The organism is Streptomyces sp. DSM 42067, assembly GCF_055792885.1.
On the sequence record NZ_CM147706.1, the window covers coordinates 6,895,097 to 6,918,621 of the forward strand.

Annotated in this window: 18 protein-coding genes, 1 pseudogene and 1 riboswitch; of the genes and pseudogenes, 16 read left to right on the top strand and 3 right to left on the bottom strand. The window is 70.4% G+C overall.

Annotated features, from left to right (window positions below; genetic code table 11):
- Positions 1-207: 207 nt before the first annotated feature.
- The gene (locus tag ACSMXV_RS31225) at positions 208-732 is read right to left on the bottom strand and encodes a hypothetical protein (protein ID WP_473174480.1); all 525 of its coding nucleotides are present in this window, start codon (positions 730-732) and stop codon (positions 208-210) included.
- A gap of 256 nt (positions 733-988) precedes the next feature.
- Here ACSMXV_RS31225 and ACSMXV_RS31230 point away from each other — a divergent pair, with 256 nt between their 5' ends.
- From ACSMXV_RS31230 to ACSMXV_RS31245, 4 genes and pseudogenes are all read left to right on the top strand, one after another.
- On the top strand, positions 989-3,037 hold the full coding sequence (locus ACSMXV_RS31230; protein WP_473174481.1) for an APC family permease: 2,049 nt from the start codon (positions 989-991) through the stop codon (positions 3,035-3,037).
- A gap of 163 nt (positions 3,038-3,200) precedes the next feature.
- Positions 3,201-4,529: a class I SAM-dependent RNA methyltransferase gene (locus tag ACSMXV_RS31235; protein ID WP_473174482.1), complete on the top strand. Its 1,329-nt coding sequence runs from the start codon at positions 3,201-3,203 to the stop codon at positions 4,527-4,529.
- Positions 4,530-4,543: 14 nt separating this feature from the next.
- Positions 4,544-4,726 carry a hypothetical protein gene (locus tag ACSMXV_RS31240; RefSeq protein WP_473174483.1) on the top strand — a complete coding sequence of 61 codons (183 nt, stop codon included), beginning with the start codon at positions 4,544-4,546 and terminating at the stop codon, positions 4,724-4,726.
- Between the two features lie 449 nt (positions 4,727-5,175).
- Positions 5,176-5,918 (top strand): annotated as a pseudogene (locus ACSMXV_RS31245) (glycoside hydrolase family 11 protein).
- A 547-nt stretch (positions 5,919-6,465) separates the two neighbouring features.
- Here the strand turns inward: ACSMXV_RS31245 and ACSMXV_RS31250 are convergent.
- Both ACSMXV_RS31250 and ACSMXV_RS31255 read right to left on the bottom strand, forming a co-directional pair.
- On the bottom strand, positions 6,466-10,929 hold the full coding sequence (locus tag ACSMXV_RS31250; protein WP_473174484.1) for a cation-translocating P-type ATPase: 4,464 nt from the start codon (positions 10,927-10,929) through the stop codon (positions 6,466-6,468).
- 142 nt (positions 10,930-11,071) lie between these two features.
- Complete coding sequence (locus ACSMXV_RS31255; protein ID WP_473174485.1) at positions 11,072-11,458, bottom strand: ArsR/SmtB family transcription factor; 387 nt, start codon at positions 11,456-11,458, stop codon at positions 11,072-11,074.
- A 183-nt stretch (positions 11,459-11,641) separates the two neighbouring features.
- On the opposite strand from ACSMXV_RS31255, the gene ACSMXV_RS31260 reads away from it, so the two are divergent.
- The 12 genes from ACSMXV_RS31260 (at position 11,642) to ACSMXV_RS31315 (ending at position 23,445) form a co-directional block, all read left to right on the top strand.
- On the top strand, positions 11,642-13,651 hold the full coding sequence (locus ACSMXV_RS31260; RefSeq protein ID WP_473174486.1) for a heavy metal translocating P-type ATPase: 2,010 nt from the start codon (positions 11,642-11,644) through the stop codon (positions 13,649-13,651).
- Between the two features lie 358 nt (positions 13,652-14,009).
- Positions 14,010-14,165: riboswitch (cyclic di-AMP (ydaO/yuaA leader) on the top strand.
- 2 nt (positions 14,166-14,167) lie between these two features.
- Positions 14,168-14,899, top strand: coding sequence for a LysM peptidoglycan-binding domain-containing protein (locus tag ACSMXV_RS31265; protein ID WP_473174487.1), 732 nt, complete (start codon positions 14,168-14,170; stop codon positions 14,897-14,899).
- Positions 14,900-15,182: 283 nt separating this feature from the next.
- Positions 15,183-15,677 (top strand): inorganic diphosphatase, encoded by a 495-nt coding sequence (locus tag ACSMXV_RS31270; protein ID WP_473174488.1) that lies wholly within the window; start codon positions 15,183-15,185, stop codon positions 15,675-15,677.
- A 62-nt stretch (positions 15,678-15,739) separates the two neighbouring features.
- A complete protein-coding gene (locus ACSMXV_RS31275) occupies positions 15,740-16,852 on the top strand; it encodes a baeRF2 domain-containing protein (protein WP_473174489.1) in 1,113 nt (370 codons plus the stop codon).
- 88 nt (positions 16,853-16,940) lie between these two features.
- On the top strand, positions 16,941-17,558 hold the full coding sequence (locus ACSMXV_RS31280; protein WP_473174490.1) for a MerR family transcriptional regulator: 618 nt from the start codon (positions 16,941-16,943) through the stop codon (positions 17,556-17,558).
- Between the two features lie 237 nt (positions 17,559-17,795).
- Complete coding sequence (locus ACSMXV_RS31285; RefSeq protein WP_181662420.1) at positions 17,796-18,221, top strand: CBS domain-containing protein; 426 nt, start codon at positions 17,796-17,798, stop codon at positions 18,219-18,221.
- Between the two features lie 441 nt (positions 18,222-18,662).
- Complete coding sequence (locus tag ACSMXV_RS31290; RefSeq protein WP_473174491.1) at positions 18,663-19,187, top strand: hypothetical protein; 525 nt, start codon at positions 18,663-18,665, stop codon at positions 19,185-19,187.
- A 329-nt stretch (positions 19,188-19,516) separates the two neighbouring features.
- Positions 19,517-19,906: a cell division protein SepF gene (locus ACSMXV_RS31295; protein ID WP_473174492.1), complete on the top strand. Its 390-nt coding sequence runs from the start codon at positions 19,517-19,519 to the stop codon at positions 19,904-19,906.
- Positions 19,907-20,121: 215 nt separating this feature from the next.
- Positions 20,122-21,291 (top strand): AAA family ATPase, encoded by a 1,170-nt coding sequence (locus ACSMXV_RS31300; protein WP_473174493.1) that lies wholly within the window; start codon positions 20,122-20,124, stop codon positions 21,289-21,291.
- A complete protein-coding gene (locus ACSMXV_RS31305; protein ID WP_181864281.1) occupies positions 21,278-21,610 on the top strand; it encodes a nucleotide pyrophosphohydrolase in 333 nt (110 codons plus the stop codon). Before ACSMXV_RS31300 ends, ACSMXV_RS31305 begins: the two co-directional genes overlap by 14 nt.
- A 299-nt stretch (positions 21,611-21,909) precedes the next feature.
- Positions 21,910-22,398 carry a DUF6099 family protein gene (locus tag ACSMXV_RS31310; RefSeq protein WP_473174494.1) on the top strand — a complete coding sequence of 163 codons (489 nt, stop codon included), beginning with the start codon at positions 21,910-21,912 and terminating at the stop codon, positions 22,396-22,398.
- A 123-nt stretch (positions 22,399-22,521) separates the two neighbouring features.
- Positions 22,522-23,445, top strand: a complete 924-nt coding sequence (locus ACSMXV_RS31315) for an LLM class F420-dependent oxidoreductase (RefSeq protein ID WP_473174495.1) — start codon at positions 22,522-22,524, stop codon at positions 23,443-23,445.
- Positions 23,446-23,525 lie beyond the last annotated feature (80 nt).

Below are 23,525 nucleotides of genomic sequence, written 5' to 3' on the forward strand. Positions count from 1 at the left end.
ACCTGCGAAAACAAACTGCTCACTCTTCTCTCTCAGTAGGCCGGGCAACAACCGGGCAACCGCGTACGGCGTTGCCCGTTGACGAGCTTATGACGCAACCCTTGCGTTGCCCTCATCCGCGTACGGGTTTGATCGGAGCAGCACCGATCGCGCGGCGGGCGTGCGCCGTCCGGCCGCGCGCCTATGGAGGTGGGCGGCGTACCGCCGTCAGTCGGCGCCCACGGCGTCGGCCTGCAGCCGCTCGACGAGCCCGGCCCGGTGCAGTCGGGCCACGGGCAGCACGAGGTCGGGGTGGCGCAGCAGAGGAGCCGCGTTCCTGTCGTATGCGTCGGGGTCGGTGAGGCGCCGGAACTCGACCGGTGAGGCTCCCATGTGCTCGGACCCGGTCAGCGCCGCCACGGCCGCGGCCGCGAGCGCGGGGTCGGTGAGCAGTGACGCCGCCCAGCTCGCCACGACCTCGTCCACCCAGGTGCGCCACGCCTGCTCGTCGGCGTCGAGCTCACCGCCGTAGCCTCCGACGAGCCAGTCCAGGCGCCTGGCGCCGCCCGGTCCGACGAGCGTCACCAGCGAGGCGTCCACCGCGGTCGGATAGCGCAGCCAGGCCGCCACGGTTGCCGCCTGCCGGGCCTGCGCCTCGGCGAGTACGGCATTGAGCGCCCCGGAGGCCGGAGGATAAGCGCGGATCAGCCACTGGGTGGTGGCGGCTATGACGGACGGGAGGCCGACGGACACGCTGCCCGACCTCCTCTCGTTAGATGTGGACATTGCGTGACAAACGCCCGCCACCGTACCTCGCCCGACGCCCGCGCCTGCATGACGCACGTCACGTCGCCGGTGCGCATCGGGCCTTGCGACGACCTGGATCATGGCGCGGTCCGCGCCCTTCGCGGCCGATGTACGCATGTGTGGGTGTCCTCGTATGGCCATCCTGCGAACGTGTGGGGTGGTGGGTGGGCGGTCCCCCGTTCGAACGCTTACGATCCTCTGCGTGTCCAAACTGACCGACGTGCCCAAACGGATCCTGATCGGGCGCGCACTGCGCAGTGACCGGCTGGGAGAGACACTCCTGCCCAAGCGCATCGCACTCCCCGTTTTCGCCTCCGACCCGCTCTCCTCCGTCGCTTACGCGCCCGGAGAAGTCCTGCTGGTCCTCTCGATCGCGGGCCTGTCGGCGTACCACTTCAGCCCCTGGATCGCGCTCGCGGTCGTGGTGCTGATGTTCACGGTGGTGGCGTCCTACCGGCAGAACGTGCACGCCTATCCCAGCGGCGGCGGCGACTACGAGGTGGCCAACACCAACCTCGGGCCCAAGGCCGGCCGCACGGTCGCCAGCGCCCTCCTTGTCGACTACGTCCTGACCGTCGCCGTGTCGATCTCGTCCGGCGTGGAGAACCTCGGCTCGGCCATCCCCTTCTTCGTCGAGCACAAGGTCGCGTGCGCTGTCGGCATCATCGTGCTGCTGACGCTGATGAACCTGCGGGGCGTCAAGGAGTCCGGCAAGCTCTTCGCCATCCCGACGTATGTCTTCGTGGCCAGCGTCTTCATCATGATCATGTGGGGTGCGTTCCGCGGGATCGTCCTCGACGACACCATGAAGGCCCCCACCGCCGACTTCGAGATCAAGCCGGAGCACCAGGGCCTCGCGGGATTCGCGCTCGTCTTCCTGCTGCTGCGCGCCTTCTCCTCCGGCTGTGCCGCGCTGACCGGCGTCGAGGCCATCAGCAACGGTGTGCCCGCCTTCCGCAAGCCCAAGAGCAGGAACGCGGCGAACACGCTCGCGCTGATGGGCATCCTGGCCGTCACCATGTTCTGCGGCATCATCGGCCTGGCCATGGTCACGAATGTCCGCATGGCCGAGAACCCCGCTCACGACCTGCTCCGCGACGGCACTCCGGTCGGTGAGGACTACGTCCAGAACCCGGTGATCACGCAGGTCGCGGCTGCCGTCTTCGGCGACGGGACGTTCTTCTTCATCCTCCTCGCCGCGGCCACCGCGCTGGTGCTGTTCCTCGCGGCCAACACCGCGTACAACGGCTTCCCGGTGCTCGGCTCGATCCTCGCGCAGGACCGCTACATGCCGCGCCAGCTGCACACCCGCGGCGACCGGCTCGCCTTCTCCAACGGCATCGTGCTCCTCGCGGGCGCCGCCGCACTGCTCGTCTGGATCTACGGAGCCGACTCGACCCGCCTGATCCAGCTCTACATCGTCGGCGTGTTCGTGTCCTTCACGCTCAGCCAGACAGGCATGGTCCGGCACTGGAACCGCCATCTGAGGACCGAGACCGACCCGGCGAAGCGCCGCCGCATGATCCGCTCCCGCGCGATCAACACCTTCGGCGCCTTCTTCACCGGCCTCGTCCTGGTCGTCGTCCTCGTCACCAAGTTCACGCACGGCGCCTGGGTCGCCCTGCTCGGCATGGTGATCTTCTACGTGACGATGACCTCGATCCGCCGCCACTACGACCGCGTGGCCGAGGAGCTCGCGGCCCCCGAGGGCCCGACCGACGACATCGTCCGCCCCTCCCGCGTCCACTCGGTCGTACTCGTCTCCAAGATCCACCGGCCGACGCTCCGCGCCGTCGCGTACGCCAAGCTGCTCCGCTCCGACACCCTCGAGGCGCTCAGCGTCAATGTCGACCCGGCGGAGACCAAGGCACTGAAGGAGGAGTGGGACCGGCGCGGCATAGACGTACCGCTCAAGGTCCTCGACTCGCCGTACCGCGAGGTCACCCGGCCGGTCATCGAGTACGTCAAGGGTCTGCGCCGCGAGTCCCCGCGGGACGCGATCAGCGTGATCATCCCCGAGTACGTGGTGGGCCACTGGTACGAGCAGCTCCTGCACAACCAGAGCGCGCTCCGGCTCAAGGGCCGGCTGCTGTTCACGCCCGGCGTGATGGTGACCTCCGTGCCCTATCAGCTGGAGTCCTCCGAGGTGGCGAGGAAGCGGGCCCGCAAGCGCCAGGAGTGGAACGCGCCCGGTTCGGTGCGGCGCGGTCCCGTGGAGAAGCGGCCGAAGGAGCCGAGCACCAAGAGCTGACCCGGCGCCGACGATCCTGTGGTGAACGGCCGGACGACACCCACGTAGACTGGTGGGCTGTTGTCCGGCCGTTTGTGACGTGCGTCGACCGTTCGCTTTCGCAGGTCGTCCGTTCGTTTCTTACGCCGTCCGTTCGTTCCTTACGTTGTGGAGTCACCCCGCCATGCAGGCAGAACCGAAGAATTCGCTGGTGGGGGAGGAGTACGAGGTCGAGATCGGCCCCGTCGCCCACGGTGGCCACTGCATCGCCCGTACCGACGAAGGGCAGGTGCTGTTCGTACGGCACGCCCTGCCCGGAGAGCGGGTCGTCGCGCGCGTCACGGAGGGCGAGGAGGACTCCCGCTTCCTGCGCGCCGACGCCGTACGGATCCTCGAGCCGTCCAAGGACCGCGTAGATGCGCCCTGCCCGTACGCCGGTCCCGGCCGCTGCGGCGGCTGCGACTGGCAGCACGCCAAGCCGGGAGCGCAGCGGCGGCTGAAGGGCGAGGTCATCGCGGAGCAGCTGAAGCGCCTCGCCGGCCTCACGCCCGAGGAGGCCGGCTGGGACGGCACGGTCATGCCGGCGGAGGGCGACAAGCTGCCCGCGGGGCAGGTCCCCGCGTGGCGCACGCGCGTGCAGTACGCGGTGGACGAGAACGGAAAGGCCGGGCTGCGCCGCCACCGTTCGCACGAGGTCGAGCCGATCGAGCACTGCATGATCGCCGCGGAGGGCGTCAGCGAGCTGGGCATCGAGCAGCGTGACTGGACCGGCATGGCGTCGATAGAGGCGATCGCCGCGACCGGCTCCCAGGACCGCCAGGTGATCCTCACGCCCAAGCCGGGCGCCCGCCTGCCGATCGTCGAACTCGACAAGCCGGTCTCGGTGATGCGGGTCGAGGAGAAGGACGGCGGAGTCCACCGCGTCCACGGCCGGCCCTTCGTGCGCGAGCGCGCCGACGGCCGCACCTACCGGGTCGGCAGCGGCGGGTTCTGGCAGGTCCACCCGAAGGCCGCCGACACCCTCGTCAAGGCCGTGATGCAGGGCCTGCTGCCGCGCAAGGGCGAGATGGCGCTCGACCTCTACTGCGGCGTGGGCCTGTTCGCGGGAGCCCTCGCGGACCGGGTCGGCGAGAAGGGCGCGGTGCTCGGCATCGAGTCCGGCAAGCGCGCGGTCGAGGACGCCCGCCACAACCTGGCCGAGTTCGACCGGGTCCGCATCGAACAGGGCAGGGTCGAATCCGTCCTGCCGCGCACCGGCATCACCGAGGTCGACCTGATCGTCCTCGACCCGCCCCGCGCCGGCGCGGGCAAGAAGACCGTCCAGCACCTGTCCTCACTGGGCGCCCGCCGCATCGCCTATGTCGCCTGCGACCCGGCGGCGCTGGCCCGCGACCTGGCGTACTTCCGCGAGGGCGGGTACCGGGTGCGGACGCTTCGGGCGTTCGATCTGTTTCCGATGACGCACCACGTGGAGTGCGTAGCGATTCTGGAGCCGGCAGGAAAGGGCGCCTGACCTGCTGCTTTGCAGTGGAGGCGGGAGGTCTCGACCTGTCCCGTGCCAAGATCGTCCTCATCGGCGAGGCCAAGGTCACCGCCGCCCGCCGTGGCACCGGCGATCTTCAGCGCCTGGAGCACATCCGCGGCCTGCTCACCGAGCAGGGGTACGACATCGAGGGCACCACGCTGGCTCGTTCTCCCTGCGCTTTCTGATCCAGGCCGCGAGCTTGTAGGTGCGTCACGCAGCGGCACGAGGAGGGGACCACGGGGGTCCCGAGAGGGCTCCGAAAGTTTTGAAAGCCGCACACAGAAAGTTTCGAAATCCCCGCACACGCTGGCGTTCTGTTCTTCCCGGATTCCATTCCATCCCTCACGCCGGTTCGTATGAGAGGAAGCTTGACCAGCGAAGGCGCATTCATCAAGGCTTCCTCTGGTTAAGGAAATGTTTCCGAAAGGCTGTCGAAAGTGTTGACAGGTTCATGAGGTCCTACGAAAACTGTGGCCACCGAACGACAGGAGTCCGTCGTTCCCCTCGCGTCATGTGACCGGGGACGCCGGTCGGTCGGTACCGCACGACGACGGGCGACCCCCGCCGTGTTCCATGCAAGGCCGCCGGGCAGCAGAAGCCGCCCGGTCCCCACCAGCCTTCATCGGGAGGATGCATGCAGCAGGACGGCACGCAGCAGGACCAGATCCAGCAGAACCCCGCTCCCCTCAACGGCGTGAGCCGACTCAACGGCATGAGCCGACGAGGCTTCCTCGGCGGCGCCGGCACCGTCGCGCTCGCCACCGCGTCCGGGCTGCTGCTGCCCGGCACCGCCCACGCCGCCACCACCATCACCACCAACCAGACCGGCACCGACGGCATGTACTACTCGTTCTGGACTGACGGCGGCGGCTCCGTCTCCATGACGCTCAACGGCGGCGGCAGCTACAGCACCAACTGGACCAACTGCGGCAACTTCGTCGCGGGCAAGGGCTGGAGCACCGGCGGACGCAGGACGGTCCGCTACACCGGCTACTTCAACCCGTCGGGCAACGGCTACGGCTGTCTCTACGGCTGGACCTCGAACCCGCTGGTGGAGTACTACATCGTCGACAACTGGGGCAGCTACCGGCCCACCGGCACCCACAAGGGCACCGTCTACAGTGACGGCGGCACGTACGACATCTACCAGACGACCCGGTACAACGCCCCGTCCGTGGAAGGCACCAAGACCTTCCAGCAGTACTGGAGCGTCCGGCAGTCGAAGGTGACCAGCGGCTCCGGCACCATCACCACCGGCAACCACTTCGACGCCTGGGCCCGCGCGGGCATGAACATGGGCAGTTCAGGTACTACATGATCATGGCCACCGAGGGTTACCAGAGCAGCGGAAGCTCGAACATCACGGTCAGCGGCTGACCTCTGTCCGGCGAACGACCGGCTGCGGGCCCCGTCCTCGTGACGGGTCCCGCAGCCGTGGTCGTTGCGGACGGCGGGTGGGTTCAAGGCGGCCTCGAACTCCTGGGACTTGGGCGTCCCAGCCACGGCGCGACGCTCAGCAACTCGTTGCGGGAACGTCATTGCGCCGGGCGGACCGGCCTCAGGTTCCCGCTTCCTCCACGACCCCCTTGGCCGGGCCGCGCAACTCGTCCAGCGACTCCGGCGGGCGTCGCCGAAACTTCTCCCGGTGCAGCGCGAGGTCCTCGGAGACCGGGCCCGAGAGCTCGCTCGGCGTGGGTGCGTGCGGCGTGCTGTGGGCATGACAGGCATCTTTCCGATGACGCATCACGTGGAGTGCGTGGCGATTCTGGAGCCGGCCGCGAAGGGCCTTTGACCTGTGGTTTTGTTCATGTGCGCGATGAACGGTGCGGGCGTGGTCGCGGCTTCCCCGTTCAGGGAGGTCCACGCCGGCGCCGTGAAGCCGGTGGCCACAACCACCGTGGGAAAGGCAGCCTTAGGCCTGCTCCTACCTCTGGCCCCCGGCCGTGGCGGACAGTGCCTCCGACTCCGCGAGCCGGCGGGTGAGCGGTTGCAGTGCGGCGTGGAGGAGAGTGGCCGCGGCGATCGCGGCGAGCGTGATGCCCCAGGCGAACGGCCCCAGCGGGGTGGAGCCGAAGAAGTGGCTGACGCCGGGGGTTTGGATGATGCCGATGAGGGCGGCGGCCGAACCGAGGCCGGCGAGGAGGACGTTGCGGTCCAGGCTGCCGCTGGTGAGGGTCTGCGCGAGCTGGGTGCCGACCACGGCGGCGAGGGCGACGGTGCTCGCGCGGCGCTCGGTGCCGGTGATGCGGGCGACCACCCAGGCGAGGCCCGCACCGAGGGCGGTGGTCAGGCCGCGCAGCAGCATCTCCTGGTTCAGCGCGGCGCCCAGCGACTGGTGGGGGCCCTCCTGGAGCAGCTGCTCCCCGGCCTCTTCGGCTGGTGCCCGCACCGCGATGGCGACGGCGGGGGCGAGATCGGTCAGCAGGTTGACCAGCATGATCTGACGGGCGTTCAGCGGGGCGTTGCCGGTAACGGCGGAGGCGAGCACGCTGAAGGTGACCTCGCCCAGGTTGCCGCCGATGAGGATGGCCAGCGCCGTCCTGACCGAGGTCCACATCGCGCGGCCTTCGGTGAGAGCGGCGACGATGGTCTCCAGCCGGTCGTCGCTGATGACCAGATCGGCGGCCGCAGTGGCGGCAGGGGTGCCGCGGCGCCCGAGGGCGATGCCCACATCGGCGAGGCGGATGGCGGGGGCGTCGTTGGCGCCGTCGCCCGTCATCGCCACGGCCTTGCCCAGACGTTGGTACGCCTGGACGATGCGGACCTTGTGATGCGGGCTGCAACGGGCGATCACGTCCACGGTCGGCAGCAGGGCGTCGAGTTGGTCGTCGCTGAGGTCGTCCAACTCCGGCCCCGTGCACACGACATGCTCCGCTTGCCCGGTGACGGAGGCGGCGATGGCGTCTGCGGTGGCGGGGTGGTCGCCGGTGAGCATGACGGTCTGCACCCCCGCCTCGCGCAGCCGGGCGGTGGCCGGGGCGGCACCGGGGCGAACCGGGTCCGCCAGGATGAGGAAGCCGAGGAAGGCCAGGTCGTCCACGGCCTCGTCGGTGAGCTCCTCACCCGCCCGCAGGGGGCGTTCGGCCACGGCGAGGACGCGGCGGCCGGCACCGGCGAGCTCCTCGGTGGCGGCGGTGAGTTCCTTGCGTGCGGCGTCGTCGAGGGCGATGTCCTTGCCGTCCCAGAACCGGTACCGGCAGCGAGCCAGGATGTTCTCCGGGGCACCCTTGACGCTGAGCAGCAGGCCGCGCTGGGTGCGGCCGGCGGTGGCGTGGTAGGCGCGGGAAGACTCGAAAGGCAGATCGTCGGTACGGCGCCAGCGGGGAGCGCCGCGGGTCACCGACACCCGGGCCCGGCGGGCCCCGGCGGCCACCGCGTGGTCGGTCTGGTGGGCCATGGGCTCGGCATGGCGGGCGGGCGGGGTGGCGCGCAGCGCGGCGCCCAGAATCACCTTGTGGGAGAGAGGGAGCCGGTCGACGGTCAGAGGCCGGTTCCCGTCGCTGACGGCGGTGAGTTGGAGCCTGCCCTGAGTGAGGGTGCCGGTCTTGTCGAAGCACAGCACGTCGGCGCGGCCGAGGGCCTCGATGGTGCGGGGGTTGCGCACCAGGGCGCCGTGGTCGGCCAGGCGGCGGGCGGCGGCCAGCTGGGCGGCGTTGACCAGGAACGGCAGCCCTTCGGGGACGGAGGCGACGGCCAGGTTCACCGCGGAGGCGAGGCTGTTGGACAGCGGCTGCCCGTGCAGCAGCGCGGATCCGGTCACCGCGGCCGCGGAGGCGATCGCGACCGGCAGGCTCGCCTTGGTCAGCTTGTTCAGGCGCACTTCGACGCCGGTCACCGGGGCCGCCTGGCGGGCGGTGGCGATGCTGCGCCCGACCTCGGTGGCCGCCCCGGTGGCCACGACGACGGCGATCGCCTCCCCGGCGGTGACGGTGGTGCCTTCGTAGAGCATCGAGGTGCGGTCGGTGATCTGCGCGGCTACCACCGGCGCCGGGTCCTTGGCCACGGGCAGCGACTCGCCGGTCAGCGAGGACTCGTCGACCTCCAGTCCCTCGGCCTGGAGCAGTCGGCAGTCGGCGGGTACCACGTCTTCGGGCCGCAGCACGATGACGTCCCCCGGCACCAACTCCTCGGCGGAGAGCACCAGTTCGGCACCCGCGCGGCGCACCCGCGCGCCGAGCGCGGAGCGGGCGGTCAGCTCGGCCAGGGCGCGCTCGGTCCGTACCCGCTGGACGCCACCGACCAGCGCGGAGGTGGCGGTGATCCCGGCGACGAGCGCGGCGTCGGTGCGGGAACCGACGGCGGCGGACAGGGCGGCCCCGGCGGCGAGCACCGGGGTGAGCGGGTTGGCCAGCTCGTCGATGAACGCCGACGGGAGGCTGCTGTGCAGCGGCTCACGGGCCAGCGACGTGTCCGTGGCTCGCGCCGCAGCCTCCCGGGCGGTCAGTCCGTCGAGGCTCGTGTTCAACCGCTCCAGCACCCGCGAGGCGGGCATCAGATGCCAGGGGACGGTTTCGACGGCCGGGGTGAGCGGGCGGGCGAGCAGCTGCCGGGCCCGCCAAAGGCCCAGGCAGAAGGCGATCGCTCCGGCGGTGTTGCCCGCGGCCTGCCCCCGCGAGCACGCCATGGCCGGCGGGGCCTGCAGGGCCGCGACCGCACCGACGCCGCTGCCGCCCGCGGCCAGCACGGCGCTGTCCCGGTCCACCTGCCGGGCCACCCCGACACCGGCCAGGATCAGCGCGGCCGCCTCCAGGTCGTCGCCGATCAGCAGGTGGGCGCCCCAGGCCGGTGGCTCCCCCTCCAGGTGGATCCCGATCCCGCAGTCGGAGGCCCCCAACGCCCGGCGGTTGCCCGAGATCAGCAGCACCACCGCGCCGTCGGCCTGCAGCCCGCGCACGGACGCCACCAGTCGGCCACCGGCGGGCACCATCGCGTCGACGAAGCCGAGCGCCGGGTCGGGTTCGTCGGCGGCGAGCACCACGCGGATGCCCGAGCGGCGGGCGGCCGTCGCCAGGGCCTGCGCACCCGGCAGCACCTGCGCGGACACCCCCGATACCGCTTGTAGCCGCCCTGCCTTGGCCAGGCCGAGGATCTGCTCGCTGCCCCGCCGTCGCAGCCGGGCCGCGGCCTGACGCCCGACCGGCTCCGACCCCTCCAGTGGTCCCAGCACCCAGCCCTCGTCGTCGTGGTGGACCCGGCCGGGCGCTTCCGGGTCGAACAGGGCGAAGAGCCGGTCGGAGATCTGCTCAGGATCGGCCCCCCTCAGTGGTACCAGGTCGGTCAGCTCGTGCCGGCCACTGCGCAGCGCCTCCACGTCCAACACCACGGTGTCGACCTGGCCCAGCCGGCGCAGGGCGCCGCGGTCCATGGTCACGACCCCGCGCAGCGACAGGAACCGGCCGAGACTGGTGGCGAACCCCTCGCGTCCGGCCTCCGGCGCCTTCGGCACGCTCGCCAGCGCCACCGCCAGCCCGCGCCGCCAGCCGGCATACGGCGCGGCCGCGGCGCCGGCCAGCGCGCCGAGGCCCATGGCCCGCTCGGCATAGCGCGCCGTTACGTCCCGGTGCACAGGACCCGGCCGCTCCACCACGATCGGCTCGGCCGCCGCGTCCTCCGGCTCGCGCAACAGGAATGGCTCGGCCGCCTCCCAAGCGTCGCGGTCCGCGTTCGCCTCCCGCCACTGCGAGATGCGCGCGACGACGTCGAGTACCAGCCCTCCGCCGCGGGTGGCCACGCCCTGGGCCAGCGCGTTCAGCACCGGCAGCACCGACTCGGCCTCCTCCCGGCCGGTCAGGCCCCGCGCGGTCCACTTCCGCAGCCGAGGGTGGTACTGGAGGGCCGAGGCCACCGCACCCACCTCGGCCGGCAGCGGTGTCCACGGCGACAGGCGCGTGGCGAGGGAGAGCAGCAGCCCCACCGCGTCCGCGGCCAGCGCCGGGAGCTCCTTTCGCCTACGTGGCCCTTCGCTCGGATGGTGCGGCTCGGGGCACCACTCGTCGAACTCGCTCGGCTCCGCCGGCGCCGCCATGCCGTGTGCCTCCGCATGCGCGACGAGCCGGATCAGCTCCCGCTCGGACGGGGGCGGCGAGCCCAGCGCCACCACCACCCGCTCCGACGGCGCGTTCACCCGCGCCCACTCCACACCCGGATGCTCCTCCAGGGCGCGCTCCACCAGCCGGCCCACCCACATCCCCCGGGGGCCGTGCACGCCGTGGACCTCGATGTGGCACCGCCCCGGCCGCGACCACACATCGCGCCGGTCGAGGCCGACCAGGAGCGCGGTCGCGTCCGCCACGCCGCGTACCCCGAGGGCCACCCCGCCCGCCACACCACCGGCCAGCGTCCCCAGCACCGAAAGCGCCGGAAGGCGCATGTTCGACAGCGGCGACATCTGCGGTGACCTCCCCAGCCGGTCCTGCCCATTTCACGGTAACCGCCCCCATGGAAACGGCCAGCGGGGCGAACAACCGCAGCAGCGAGCGCACCGCGTCGTACGGGTAGGTGCCTGAGGCCATCTGGGGTGGCCCTGCAGATCAGCTCACGGTGGTCGTCGTGACAGCGGCGGCCGGGGTGTCGCGCAGGCCGAGGCGCAGGTGCTCGACGTGGTAGAGGGCCTGCTCCAGGAGTTCGGCGACATGGTTGTCGTAGAGCGCGTAGATGACCGAGCGGCCGCGGCGCTCGCCGGTGACCAGGCCGAGATTGCGCAGCAGGCGCAGCTGGTGGGAGCAGGCGGACTGTTCCATGCCGACGGCGTCGGCGAGTTCCGTCGCCGCGCACGGCCCTTCCTGGAGGCGGGTCAGGATCCGCAGCCGGGAGGGAGTGGCGAGGGCCTGGAGCGTGGCGGCCACATCGGCGGCGCCCACGGTCTCGAGGCGCTCGCGTGCTGTGGCGGCGGTTTTGGTGTCAGCTCCGTGGCCCATTACCTCATCCTACGGACGCGAGACCCGCCACGCATGAAGGAATGAATGAGTCTTCATGTATTCCTGTACGGTGGGTGGAAGCCGCGGGTGCGACCGCTCGCCCGTATGCCGTCTTGCCGTATGCCCTCTGCCCGTATGCATCCCTCTGCTCTCATGCGTCCCTCGTGAAGGACCACCACGCTGATGACTTCCACCCTCACTCCGTCCCCGGCCGGGCTCGCCGCGCCTGCGCGCGATGCGGGCGGGCCCCGGCGGCGTACCCGGTTCTTCGCGCTGCCCGAGGTGCGCTGGGCCGCCGCCGCCACCGCGTTCTTCCTGATCGCGCTGGTCCTTGAGCTGACCGGAACGCCGGCCTGGCTCTGGGGGCCGCTGTACGCGCTGGCGTATGTCACGGGCGGGTGGGAGCCGGGCTGGGAGGGCTTGAAGGCCCTGAAGGACAAGACGCTCGATGTCGACCTGCTGATGGTCGTCGCGGCGCTGGGCGCCGCCGCGATCGGGCAGGTGATGGACGGCGCCCTGCTGATCGTCATCTTCGCGACCTCGGGCGCGCTGGAGGCCCTGGCCACGGCCAGGACCGCCGAATCGGTGCGCGGACTGCTCGATCTGGCGCCGGCCACGGCGACCCGGCTGACGCCGGGCGGTCGCGAACAGGCCGTGCTCGTCGAGGAGTTGGCGGTCGGTGACACGGTCCTCGTACGCCCCGGAGAGCGCGTCGGTGCCGACGGCCGCGTGCTGGACGGGGCGAGCGAGGTGGACCAGGCGACCATCACCGGCGAACCGCTCCCCGTGGCGAAGGAGCCGGGTGACGAGGTGTTCGCCGGAACTGTCAACGGCACGGGTGCGCTGCGGGTCCGTGTCGAGCGCGACGCCTCCGACACGGTGATCGCCCGGATCGTACGGATGGTGGAGGAGGCGTCCGAGACCAAGGCACCCACCCAGCTCTTCATCGAGAAGGTCGAACAGCGCTACTCGCTGGGCATGGTGGCCGCGACGCTCGCCGTGTTCGCCGTACCGCTCGCGTTCGGCGAGGAACTGACCGGGGCGCTGTTGCGTGCCATGACCTTCATGATCGTGGCCTCCCCGTGCGCGGTCGTGCTGGCCACCATGCCGCCGCTGCTGTCGGCCATCGCGAATGCCGGACGGCACGGTGTGCTGGTCAAGTCGGCGGTGGTGATGGAGCGTCTGGGGCAGGTCGACGCGGTGGCGGTCGACAAGACCGGCACGCTGACCGAGGGCGTGCCGCGGGTGACCGACGCCCGGCCGCTCCCCGGCTCCGGCCTGGAGGAGGGCGAGTTGCTGGCGCTCGCGGCCGCGGCCGAGCACCCCAGCGAGCATCCGCTGGCGCGGGCCGTTGTGGATGCTGCACGCGCGCGTGGCCTGTCACTGTCCCCAGCGGAGGACTTCGACTCCACGCCCGGCGTCGGAGTGACCGCCACCGTCGACGGGCGACCGGTCGCGGTGGGCGCGCCGGCACGGCTGCTCGACGGGGCGACGGACGCGGCGGACGCGACGGTCGCGCCTGCCGCACACGCGGCGATCCTCGCGGCCGAGCTGGAGAAGGGCGGGCGTACCGCGGTCCTGGTCCAGGCCGACGGTGTTCCGGTCGGCTTGCTGGGCCTCGCCGACCGCCTGCGCCCGGACGCCTCTGCCGCCGTCGCCTCGCTGACGGCGCTCACCGGCGCCGCACCGGTGCTGCTGACCGGTGACAACCCGCGCGCGGCCGGGCACCTCGCTGCCGAGGTCGGCATCGAGGACGTACGAGCCGGTCTGCTGCCGCAGCACAAGGTGAGCGCGGTGAAGGAACTGGAGAGTGCCGGCCGCAAGGTCCTGGTCGTCGGAGACGGAGTCAACGACGCCCCGGCCCTGGCCGCCGCCCACACCGGCGTCGCCATGGGCCGGGCAGGCTCGGACCTCGCGCTGGAGACCGCCGACGCGGTGATCGTCCGAGATGAACTCACCACCGTGCCCGCGGTGATCGCGCTCTCCCGCCGGGCACGGCGCTTGGTGGTGCAGAACCTCGTGATCGCCGGGGTGTTCATCGGCGGCCTCGTCGCCTGGGACCTGGTGGGCACTCTTCCGCTTCCGCTCGGCGTCGCCGGTCACGAGGGCTCCACCGTCATCGTCGGCCTCAACGGACTGCGACTGCTGAGGGAGGCGGCTTGGCAGCGGGCCGTCCTGGAGGGCGACCGGTGAGCGATCCCACTGACCCCATATGGGTGATTTGCTCTTATTCTCACTAAAGCTCGCATTCGGTCTGTTGGTCCAACTTGCAGTGCTTCGCGTGGGGTTATGAAGAGGGGAATTCCCACCAAACCGTGATATGCCTCACTTCAGGGCGAGCTGACCGTTCTCTGACGTTCTCGCGCCCTCGCCCATTTCGCCGTCAGACAACGGGAGTTGGGCTCCCCGGCGGCGGACGCGTAACCGGATCTGTCCCGGCTTGATTCGCAATGGGGATTTCTCTGTGATTTCGGCCCTTGTTCCGGTCGGGCGCTCTCGCTTACGTTCGCGCCAATCCGGGTGGCCCGCGCCGAATCCTGCCGCTGCCCGGAAACCGCAATCACCCACGTATGGCAGGAGCGGGGAACCCAGGTAAGTCGCCGATCCGGAAACAGGACCGGCTCGGGGTGAAGTCGCAATCACATGCGGCCGGGCATCTCCAGCCCGAACCCGACAGCTCACCTCGCAGGCGACGGAGAGGAATTCGTCATGCGCGCAAACGGCAAGTACCGTCGTCCCAGGACCAATCCATTCGCTCGAGGCCTCATGGCCATGGGTGTGGGTGGTGCCGTATTCGCCGTACCGTTGGCGACCGCGGCCACTGCCGACGCGGCTCCGGCGGCGCAGTACGCGACCGCCGCAGCGGCGCTCTCGCCTGTCGTCGCCGCTCAGACGGGCAGCCCGACGACCTACACGGTGGTTGCCGGCGACACCCTGGTCAAGATCGCGGCCGCGCACAACCTCAAGGGTGGCTGGAAGAAGCTGTACGAGGACAACAAGGCGATCATCGGCAGCGATCCGTCGAAGATCCGCGCCGGCCTCAAGCTGACGCTCGGGGAGAAGGCCACGCCGAAGACGGCGACCACGACCACCGTCGCGCCGGCATCCGGGAAGACGTACACCGACAACCTGGACGGTTGGATCAAGGAGTCGCTGGACGTCATGGCCGCGAACGGTATTCCCGGCACCTACGACGGAATCCACCGCAACATCATGCGCGAGTCCTCGGGCAATCCGAAGGCCGTCAACAACTGGGACTCCAACGCCGCGAAGGGAACACCTTCCAAGGGCCTCCTCCAGGTCATCGACCCCACGTTCCAGGCCTATCACGTACCCGGTACGTCGATGGACATTTTCGACCCGGTCGCCAACATCACTGCTGCGTGCAACTACGCCGCCGACAGGTACGGATCGATGGACAACGTCTTCGGCCCCTACTGACGTAACTGCTCTGCCTGCCGTATCCGCTCTGCTTTCCGCACCGACGTAATCGCATTCCGCCGAAGATCACGGCAGGAATCCCGCACCGGGTATCCGGCCGTGCGCAGGCAAATCCAGGAAAACGCGCGCACCGATTCCGTTCACGGCCGATCCCAGGGGGTAGCCGGACGGCAGGAAGCGGCCGATCTGCGATGCGACACAAGGGGGACGCCCACCTGGACCCGCGCCTGTGAGCGGCCGGGTCCCGGTGGGCGGGCCGAGTACGCGGACAAGGAGAGCCACCGTGGAATTCGACGTGATCGTGGAGATCCCGCAGGGCTCCCGCAACAAGTACGAGATGGATCACGAGATGGGGCGGATCCGGCTGGACCGGATGCTGTTCACGTCCACGAAGTATCCGGCCGACTACGGATACATAGACGGTACCCTCGGCAGCGACGGCGACCCCCTGGACGCCCTGGTCATCACCGGTGACCCGACGTTTCCCGGCTGCGTCATCGAGTGCCGGGCCGTCGCGATGTTCGTCATGCGCGACGAGAAGGGCATGGACCAGAAGGTCCTGTGCGTGCCCGCCCATGATCCGCGCTACGCCGCCACGCAGGACATCGGCGATGTCCCGGAGTTCGACCGGCTGGAGATCACCCACTTCTTCGAGGTCTACAAGGACCTGGAACCCGGCAAGTCCGTCGAGGGTTCCCACTGGGAGGGCCGAGACCAGGCCTACGCCGAGATCGAGGCGTCCCGCCGACGCGCCGCCGACCATCAGACCCTCGTGTGACCAGGGGCGACGGCACCTGCAACGGCAACGGTAAGGACAAGGGGTGAGGCCAGGAGGCAACCGTGAAGCTGTCCTTTCTTGAACCGCTGTACGCACGGCCGGGTCCCTACGCATGTGCCTATGTGAATACGTCCCGCGACATCGAGGACCCTGAGACAGCCAACGACCTGCGACGACGTCATGTGCGGGACGACCTGACCGCACAGGGGGCCGATACCGCCACCGTCGCTGCGGTGGCCGCCGTGATCGGGACCGACAGGACGGTGCCGGGCCGGCACGGCCAGGCGATCTTCGCGGCACAGGGGCGGCTCGCTCTGGTGGAAGAGCTGCCCGATCCGCCCGTCCGTGACCTGGCCGAGTTCACCTCACTGCCGGACGCCATGCCGCTGGCGGTTCAGCACGCACCGGACATTCCGTACGCGGCTGTCGTCGTGCACCGCGCCGACCTGAGAGGCGAGACCGGCGCCCAGGAGGAACTGCAGGTCGACCTGGAGACGGGCCGGTGGCCCATCAGCAGGGTCACCCCCGGCACGCATTCCCGTCGGCGGATCCCCGCAGCGGACTGGCAGAGGGGCGTGGCGCAGGTCGTGGGCGAGCTGGAGGAGCTGGCTGACCGGGGCGGTGCGGAGGTGATCGTCGTGTGCGGGGAGGTGTGGGCGCGTGGCGTCCTGCTCCACAGACTGCCCCGGCGCCTGAGCGAACGCGCGATCGTCGCCGAGGGCGGAGCGGGAGAAGGTGACGGGGGCCGGGCGTTGCTGGAGGGGGAACTCGGGGAGCTGTTCCGCGGACGCATGGCGGCGCGGGACCGGGCCCAGGCGGAGACGTTCATGGCGCACCGGGCCCGGTACGGGAGCGCGGCGGAGGGCTTGGGGGCCACCGTCGCCGCGCTGCAGCGAGGCCAGGCGAGGTCCCTCCTGGTGAACGAGCACACGGAGTTCGTTGCGCGCGTGTGGACCGGCCCCGCGCCGACGCACATCGCCCTGTCCCCTGTGGACCTGCGGTCCTTCGGCGTGGCCGCCGTCGAGGAGCAATCGGCCGATGCCGCTCTGATCCGCGCAGCCGTCGGTACGGGCGCCGAGCTGGTCGTCGTACCGCCACACGAGGAACCGCGGCTGGAAGACGGGGTGGGCGTGCTGCTGCGCTACTCGGACACGGCCACGACCTGGGTGTCGTAGTCCCTGCGGCCGCACAGGTGACCCCTTCCCTTGAAAGTGACGTTACGTCACCTTCTAGCGTGAGTCCTGCACCCCTGGGAGGAGACGGATGGCAGAGACGGACGAGAGCATGCGGAAGATCGGCGAGCTGGCGCGCGAAACCGGCCTCACCGTACGGACACTGCGCCACTACGACCAGCTCGGTCTGCTCTCGCCGTCCGCGCGTACGGCCGGTGGACACCGCAGCTACACCGGCGGCGACGTCCGGCGGCTGCACCGCATCCTGGCGCTGCGGAGCTTCGGGCTCCCCCTGGAGCAGATCCGGGCGACGCTGGCGGACGAGCCGGACCACGACCCGGCCGAGCTGGTCCGGCAGCAGTTGGACGTGGTCGAGGAACGGCTTCGGCAGAACCTGGAACTGCGGTCCCGCCTGCTCGCGGTGCTCGGCGCGCTCGGCCGTACGGCCGGGACGTCGACCGAACAGTTCCTGCAAGTGATCGAGGAGATGACGACCATGATCCAGCCGCTGACACCTGAACAGGCCGCCGAGTTGATCGAGTCCCGCCGGAAGCACATGGCAGGGCTCGGCGAGCAGGAGCTCGCCGAACTCCACCGGAGGCGTGAGCAGGTGTTCGCCGGACTCGGCGAGGAGGAACGGCAGCGTCTGACGGAACAGCGCCGGCAGATGATGCCGCCGACCGTCATCGGGGCGGACGCGGACGGTTGAGCACCGCTGTCGCGGCGGCCGTGGAGGCGGCGCGCCGGCGGTGAGGGCACGCCACCACGGGCGGGTAGCGCCGACTGCCTCGGATGCATCGCGGATCGGCCGGAGCGAGAATGGATCTGGGCCAAGGCACAGGAGGCGACCAGGGGAGTAGTGGCAGACCAGGGATGCCGTGGCAGCCCAGGGATGCCGTGGCATCCTCGCGCCTCCGCAGGCCGATCCGCTGCCAAGGAGGCTGTCATGACCAGTGCGCGAGACGTCATGCACACCGGTGCGGACTGTGTGGGCGAGCACGAGACGCTGGATGCCGCGGCACGGCGCATGCGGGACCTCGATGTGGGCGCGCTGCCGATCTGCGGTGACGACGACAAGCTGCACGGCATCATCACCGACCGCGACATCGTGGTGAAGTGCCTGGCCGCCGGGGGTGATCCGACGAAGATGACCGCCGGTGAACTGGCGCAGGGCAAGCCCGTCACGGTGAAGGCGGACGCGGACATCAAGCAGGTGCTGGAGACCATGGAGGAGCACCGGATCCGCCGTGTTCCGATCATCGACGAGAACAAGCGGCTGGTCGGCATGATCAGCGAGGCCGACCTGGCGCGCAACCTGCCGGAGAAGGAGGTGGGGCGGTTCGTGGAGGCCGTCGTGGCGTACAGCATCTGACTGCTGCGGCAGGGAACCTCTCCACACGATCACGCAACACACCTTGAGGACGCGGAGGTTGCCGGAGCGCTGGGGGCGGCGCTGCCTCGCGAGCCGGTCCCGCGCTTCGTTCCGCGCGCGGCGGATCCCTTCCCCACAGGCGGTTCGCCATCGAGGTCCGCCGCGCCGCGGCTTCCATCGGCCTCACGGGCCTCGCGCTGCATCGCACAGTCGTCCCATGGGTGAAGCCGTGAGGCCGGACATGTGAGCCGATTGTGAACGCGCCACCATATGCGAACGCATTTCCACGAAACGCCAGGCTTCGCCACCCCTTCCGCGCCGTAGAAATATCTACCAGCATGAGCGCGTCGGACCCGGTGCACCAATCCGAACAGGTTTGTGCCGGTTGGGAGTTGATTCTCCGTCCGATCATGCCGAGCAGATGTTTTATGGAGGAGGGTCATGAGGAATTCGGCCTCGAGGCAAGCCATGGAGTGGCTCGCCGCGGCCGCGAAGGATCCCCGCGCGTGCAAACGGGAGTGGGAATACGGCGAACACGGGACGGTGGTACTGGCTTCCGGACGGTTCTGGGACGTGCTCAGCGTTCCCGAGGAGCTCGGCCTGCTCACGCTCGACACCCTGCTGCGCACCCCGCAGTACGAGCCCGGGCCCACACTCGCGGATTTCGCAGCGCACAGAGTCGGCTTCTTCCTGCCGCCGGATCCGGCCTGCCGCTGGATCGGCTCCGGCATCCGCTACGCAGGCAAGGGCTCCTGGGTCGCCGTCCCTCCCCCTTACCGGTCCGGACGCTCGCTGCAGTGGCTCGTTCCGCCCGACGGCAGCGGCGACCTGCACACCCCGGCCGCCCTCGAACTGGCGCTCCGTCAGGCGACGGGCGAGCTCGCCGTCATCATCAGCCGGGCGGAAGCCCGACAGGGGGGTCACTCTGAGTTCCTCCGGCCGCGCGACTCGCGGCCTCAGGGCTAGCGGCCCGGATTCACGCTCGCGGGATCAGGGCTAGAGCCCCCGATCCACGCTCTCGGGGATCAGGACTAGCGCCCCTGGCCCACGCTCCTGGGGATCACGCCTCAGGGTCGAAGCAGTTCTCTCAGCATGCGGCCAGACCGCCGAAGGCCTCCGCCCCCACCGGAGGCGCATGCTCCTGACCGGCGCCGACGTCCACGACGTCGCTCCCGCAGACAGACGTTCGGTCAGTATTCTCGTTCCACTCCGTGTCGCTGTTGGGCCGAACGGGTGACTGGTTGTAAGAATTGCCCGGTGCAGACAATCAGGACGAGCCCGGACGGGGTGGGGGCATGAACAGCCACGACGTCACCGACGAACAGTGGGAGGGGCTCGCCCAGGTCGTACCGCTGCGAAACCGCGACGAGTGGCCGTCCTGGCCAGGTCATCGCGCGATGCCGGAGGCGGAGACCGAGACGAACCGGCGCTTCGTGGTGCTGCGCGTCAATGTGTTCGCCGACGCCAGGAAGGTCGCGGAGACGCTCATGGCACAGGTCCCGGTCCTGCTGGACCTGACCGGCGCGGAGACCGAAGTCGCCAAGCGCGTCCTGGACTTCGCCAGCGGCGTCGTCTTCGGTCTCGGCAGCGGCATGCACCGTGTCGACCGCAACGTCTTCCTGCTCGCACCACCCGGAACCGAGGTCCAGGGGCTCGTGGCCGGGGCCGGAAAGCACGGGCTGTGAGGTCCTGAGGCCGGGGTGCCGCGCAGACCTGGCGGACGAGGCCGGGCCTGGCGGCGGAAGCGCCGCCGTTGAAGGCGTGCCGCCCCGGCAGGTATGTATGACACCTCTTCGGCAGGCCCCGCCGTCGACGCGGCTGCGCATACGGTCCCTCGATCGTAGGAAGGTCGCTCCAGCGGAACGATTCGCCTGGTCCTTCGCCGCCTACGGTCCCGGACATGACCGTGCTCTCCCGGGGCGCGACCCCGGCGGCGCCCGCCCCGCGCCCTGACCGGCCGAGCATCACCGAACTAAGGCTCTCTGCCTTCGCGTCGCACCGCCGCGCCGTCTTCCCGCTCGGCCCGCTGACCTTCTTCGCCGGAGCCAGCGGCACCGGAAAATCGAGTGCCCTGCGGGCGTACGAGGCGCTGGCGCGGCTCGGCGGCGGGGCGAAGCTCGGCGAAGCGTTCCCGGACCCGGTCGCGTGCGTGCCCGAGCGCGCCAGGCCCGACGCCCAGCGGCGGCGCGGATTCCGCATCGGCTGTACGGTCGACGGCCCCGTCGGTGCCGTACGACTCGACGTCGCCGTACAGGCCGAACCCGAACTGCGCATCGTCGGCGAGCGGTTGACGGCCGGCGGGCTGACGCTGCTCGAGACGGCGCTGCGCGACCCGAGGCGGCGCGCCGTCCAGGCGGCCTGGTACACCGCGGGCACCTCACCTGTGACCCGCGCCCCGCTGCCCGACGACCGGCTCGGCACGGCGCTGCTTCCGCTGCGGGTGGCCGGCAAGACGGACGGCCAGCGCCATGTGCTCGCCGCGGCGGAACAGGTGGTGGTCGCGCTGCGGTCCGTCTTCGCCTGCGACCCGCTGCCCCGGCGCATGCGGGGCGCGGTGCCGCTCGACGAGGGGCGGCTGCTGGGCGGCTGCGACAACCTCGCCGAGGTCCTGTGGCGCACCAGGTCGGAGTGCGGCCAGCGGCACGCGCAGCTGGTCGCGGCGGTACGGGCGGGCTGCGCCGGCACTGTGGAGGACGTACGGGCGGAGCAGCTGGACAGCCGGACGGTGCGCGCGGTCCTCGACCGGGGCGACGGCGTGCGCACCCCCACAGGGCGGCTCGGCGACGGTGAGCTGCGGTTTCTGGCGCTGGCTCTCGTGCTGCTCACCGGGCCGGGCGTCCTGGAGGTCGATCCGGTGGCCGAGGTGCCGGAGGCGCTGCAGTGCCTCACCGTCCTCGCCGACGGGTTCGACCGCTGTCTGGACGAGCGGCAGTTGCGTGAGCTCGCGAGGCTGGCCGTGCTGACGTGCGAGCGCGGGCACATCCGGCTGGTGGGCGCGGTGCAGAACGCGTCATGGGCCGCGGAGGCGGACGGTGTCACGGTGGTAGACCTGGACCGTGAAGGAACTTGATGTGGCGGGGCTGCAGCGCAGACTGGCCGAGTTCGCGGCCGCCCGCGACTGGCAGCAGTACCACACGCCGAAGAACCTGGTCGCGGCGCTCAGCGTGGAGGCCTCCGAGCTGGTCGAGATCTTCCAGTGGCTGACGCCCGAGGAGTCGGCCGCGGTGATGGACGATCCCGAGTCGGCGCACCGGGTGACGGACGAGGTCGCCGACGTCCTCGCGTATCTACTGCAGCTGTGCGAGGTGCTGGGGATCGATGCGCTGGCGGCGCTCGACGCGAAGATCGACCGCAATGAGCGGCGGTTTCCGGCGCCCGGGGGTCGGTGAGGGGCCGGGCCCGGTCCGTCCGGGCTCGGCCCGTCCGGGCCCGGTCCCTTGAATGCCTGGGATCCCATGAGTGCGCGGGAGCCCGTGGGTGCGCCGGGAGCCGCCCCTTGAGGGCTGACGCGCCGCAAAGGATCCGCTCTTCGTCACTCTCCGGAGTGATTGCGTTGTCCACATCTCGTTTTCTGTCCACAGATTCCGGACGACCTCTGGCTTTTCATTTCCTGGCAACTCACTCTGGGTAGTGGATAGAGGAGTGCGGGCAGCGCGCGGCAGCGCGTGCGGGACGGACGGGGGCGGCGATGGAGGCGGTGCGGCTCATCGAAGCGAACAGGCGTGCCCTGGCGCAGAGCCAAGGGGTGCCGGACATCGTGGTGGAGTCATGGCAGGCACAGGCGCTGGCTCAGGCGATCGGGAGCCGGCTGGCGGTCACCGGCCCGCCTGAGTTACGGGGCGAGGCGCTCGGCCTGAGCGAGGTGGGCGGCAGAGGCTGTGGCGCGCTGGACGCTCCGACGCTGGGCATCGGGGAGATACGGGCGGCGCAGCTGACGGAGATCGGCGACGCGCGCCAGGCACTGCTGGGCCTCGGCGGCTTGCTGGGCGAGGTCGGCATCGCTCTCGTCGGGATCGCCTGCTCCGCAGACGAGGAAGGGGCGTACTGGCAGTGCATGGAGGCGATCGACGCCGCTGACGAGTGCCGGGACCGGGTGCTGGAGATGCTGCGCCGACTCGCGGTGCGCGAGCAGAGCATGCCGGAACCGGAACCGGAACCGGACTCGGCGGCCGGGTAGCTTTCCGGTCAGTCTGCGTGTGGTCGAGGTCCCAAGTGCCCAGCGGTCCCATATGCCCCATGGATCGCAGAGGGCTCACAGGACGCATGGCACTTCTGGGGCACCTCCGTGCAGGATGGAGGCATGGATCTTCGCATCTTCACCGAGCCCCAGCAGGGGGCGACCTACGACACTCTTCTGACCGTGGCCAAGGCCACTGAGGATCTGGGCTTCGACGCCTTCTTCCGGTCGGATCACTATCTCCGGATGGGTTCCGTCGACGGGCTGCCGGGTCCCACCGACGCCTGGATCACGCTTGCAGGGCTGGCCCGGGAGACCAAGCGGATCCGGCTCGGCACGCTCATGACGGCCGGTACCTTCCGGCTGCCCGGTGTGCTGGCGATCCAGGTGGCGCAGGTCGACCAGATGTCGGGCGGCCGCGTGGAACTCGGCCTGGGAGCGGGCTGGTTCGAGGAGGAGCACAAGGCGTACGGCATCCCGTTCCCGAAGGAGAAGTTCGCCCGGCTCGAGGAGCAGCTGGCGGTCGTCACCGGGCTGTGGAGCACGGAGGTCGGCGAGAGCTTCAGCTATGACGGCGAGTACTACCAGTTGACCGACTCGCCTGCGCTGCCGAAGCCGGCGCAGGCCAAGGTGCCGGTGCTCATCGGCGGACACGGCGCGACGCGCACGCCCCGGCTCGCGGCCGAGTACGCCGACGAGTTCAACATGCCGTTCGCGTCGATCGAGGACAGCGAGCGGCAGTTCGGCCGGGTGCGGGCGGCAGCGGAGGCGGCCGGCCGCAAGGGCAGTGACCTGGTGTACTCCAACGCGCTGGTGGTGTGTGTCGGCAAGGACGACAGTGAGGTCGCGCGCCGCGCGGCAGCGATCGGACGGGAGGTGGACGAGCTCAAGGCCAACGGCCTGGCCGGGTCCCCGGCCGAGGTGGTGGACAAGCTCGGGCGGTACGCGACGATCGGCTCCCAGCGGGTATATCTCCAGATCCTCGATCTGGACGACCTGGACCATCTGGAGCTGATCTCGTCGCAGGTGATGTCGCAGCTGTCGTAGCAGCAGGCCGAAGCACGCGTACGGCGAGGCAGGGCTCGAAATTCCTTGGTCCGTACGAAGGGGACGCGGCCATACTCGGA

Coding starts and splice junctions, on each gene's coding strand:
- ACSMXV_RS31265 (WP_473174487.1), top strand. CDS start 14,168: ATGCGCGCAAACGGCAAGTACCGTCGTCCCAGGACCAATCCATTCGCT.
- ACSMXV_RS31285 (WP_181662420.1), top strand. CDS start 17,796: ATGACCAGTGCGCGAGACGTCATGCACACCGGTGCGGACTGTGTGGGC.
- ACSMXV_RS31235 (WP_473174482.1), top strand. CDS start 3,201: ATGCAGGCAGAACCGAAGAATTCGCTGGTGGGGGAGGAGTACGAGGTC.
- ACSMXV_RS31310 (WP_473174494.1), top strand. CDS start 21,910: ATGGAGGCGGTGCGGCTCATCGAAGCGAACAGGCGTGCCCTGGCGCAG.
- ACSMXV_RS31290 (WP_473174491.1), top strand. CDS start 18,663: ATGAGGAATTCGGCCTCGAGGCAAGCCATGGAGTGGCTCGCCGCGGCC.
- ACSMXV_RS31300 (WP_473174493.1), top strand. CDS start 20,122: ATGACCGTGCTCTCCCGGGGCGCGACCCCGGCGGCGCCCGCCCCGCGC.
- ACSMXV_RS31280 (WP_473174490.1), top strand. CDS start 16,941: ATGGCAGAGACGGACGAGAGCATGCGGAAGATCGGCGAGCTGGCGCGC.
- ACSMXV_RS31255 (WP_473174485.1), bottom strand. CDS start 11,458: ATGGGCCACGGAGCTGACACCAAAACCGCCGCCACAGCACGCGAGCGC.
- ACSMXV_RS31315 (WP_473174495.1), top strand. CDS start 22,522: ATGGATCTTCGCATCTTCACCGAGCCCCAGCAGGGGGCGACCTACGAC.
- ACSMXV_RS31260 (WP_473174486.1), top strand. CDS start 11,642: ATGACTTCCACCCTCACTCCGTCCCCGGCCGGGCTCGCCGCGCCTGCG.
- ACSMXV_RS31250 (WP_473174484.1), bottom strand. CDS start 10,929: ATGTCGCCGCTGTCGAACATGCGCCTTCCGGCGCTTTCGGTGCTGGGG.
- ACSMXV_RS31295 (WP_473174492.1), top strand. CDS start 19,517: ATGAACAGCCACGACGTCACCGACGAACAGTGGGAGGGGCTCGCCCAG.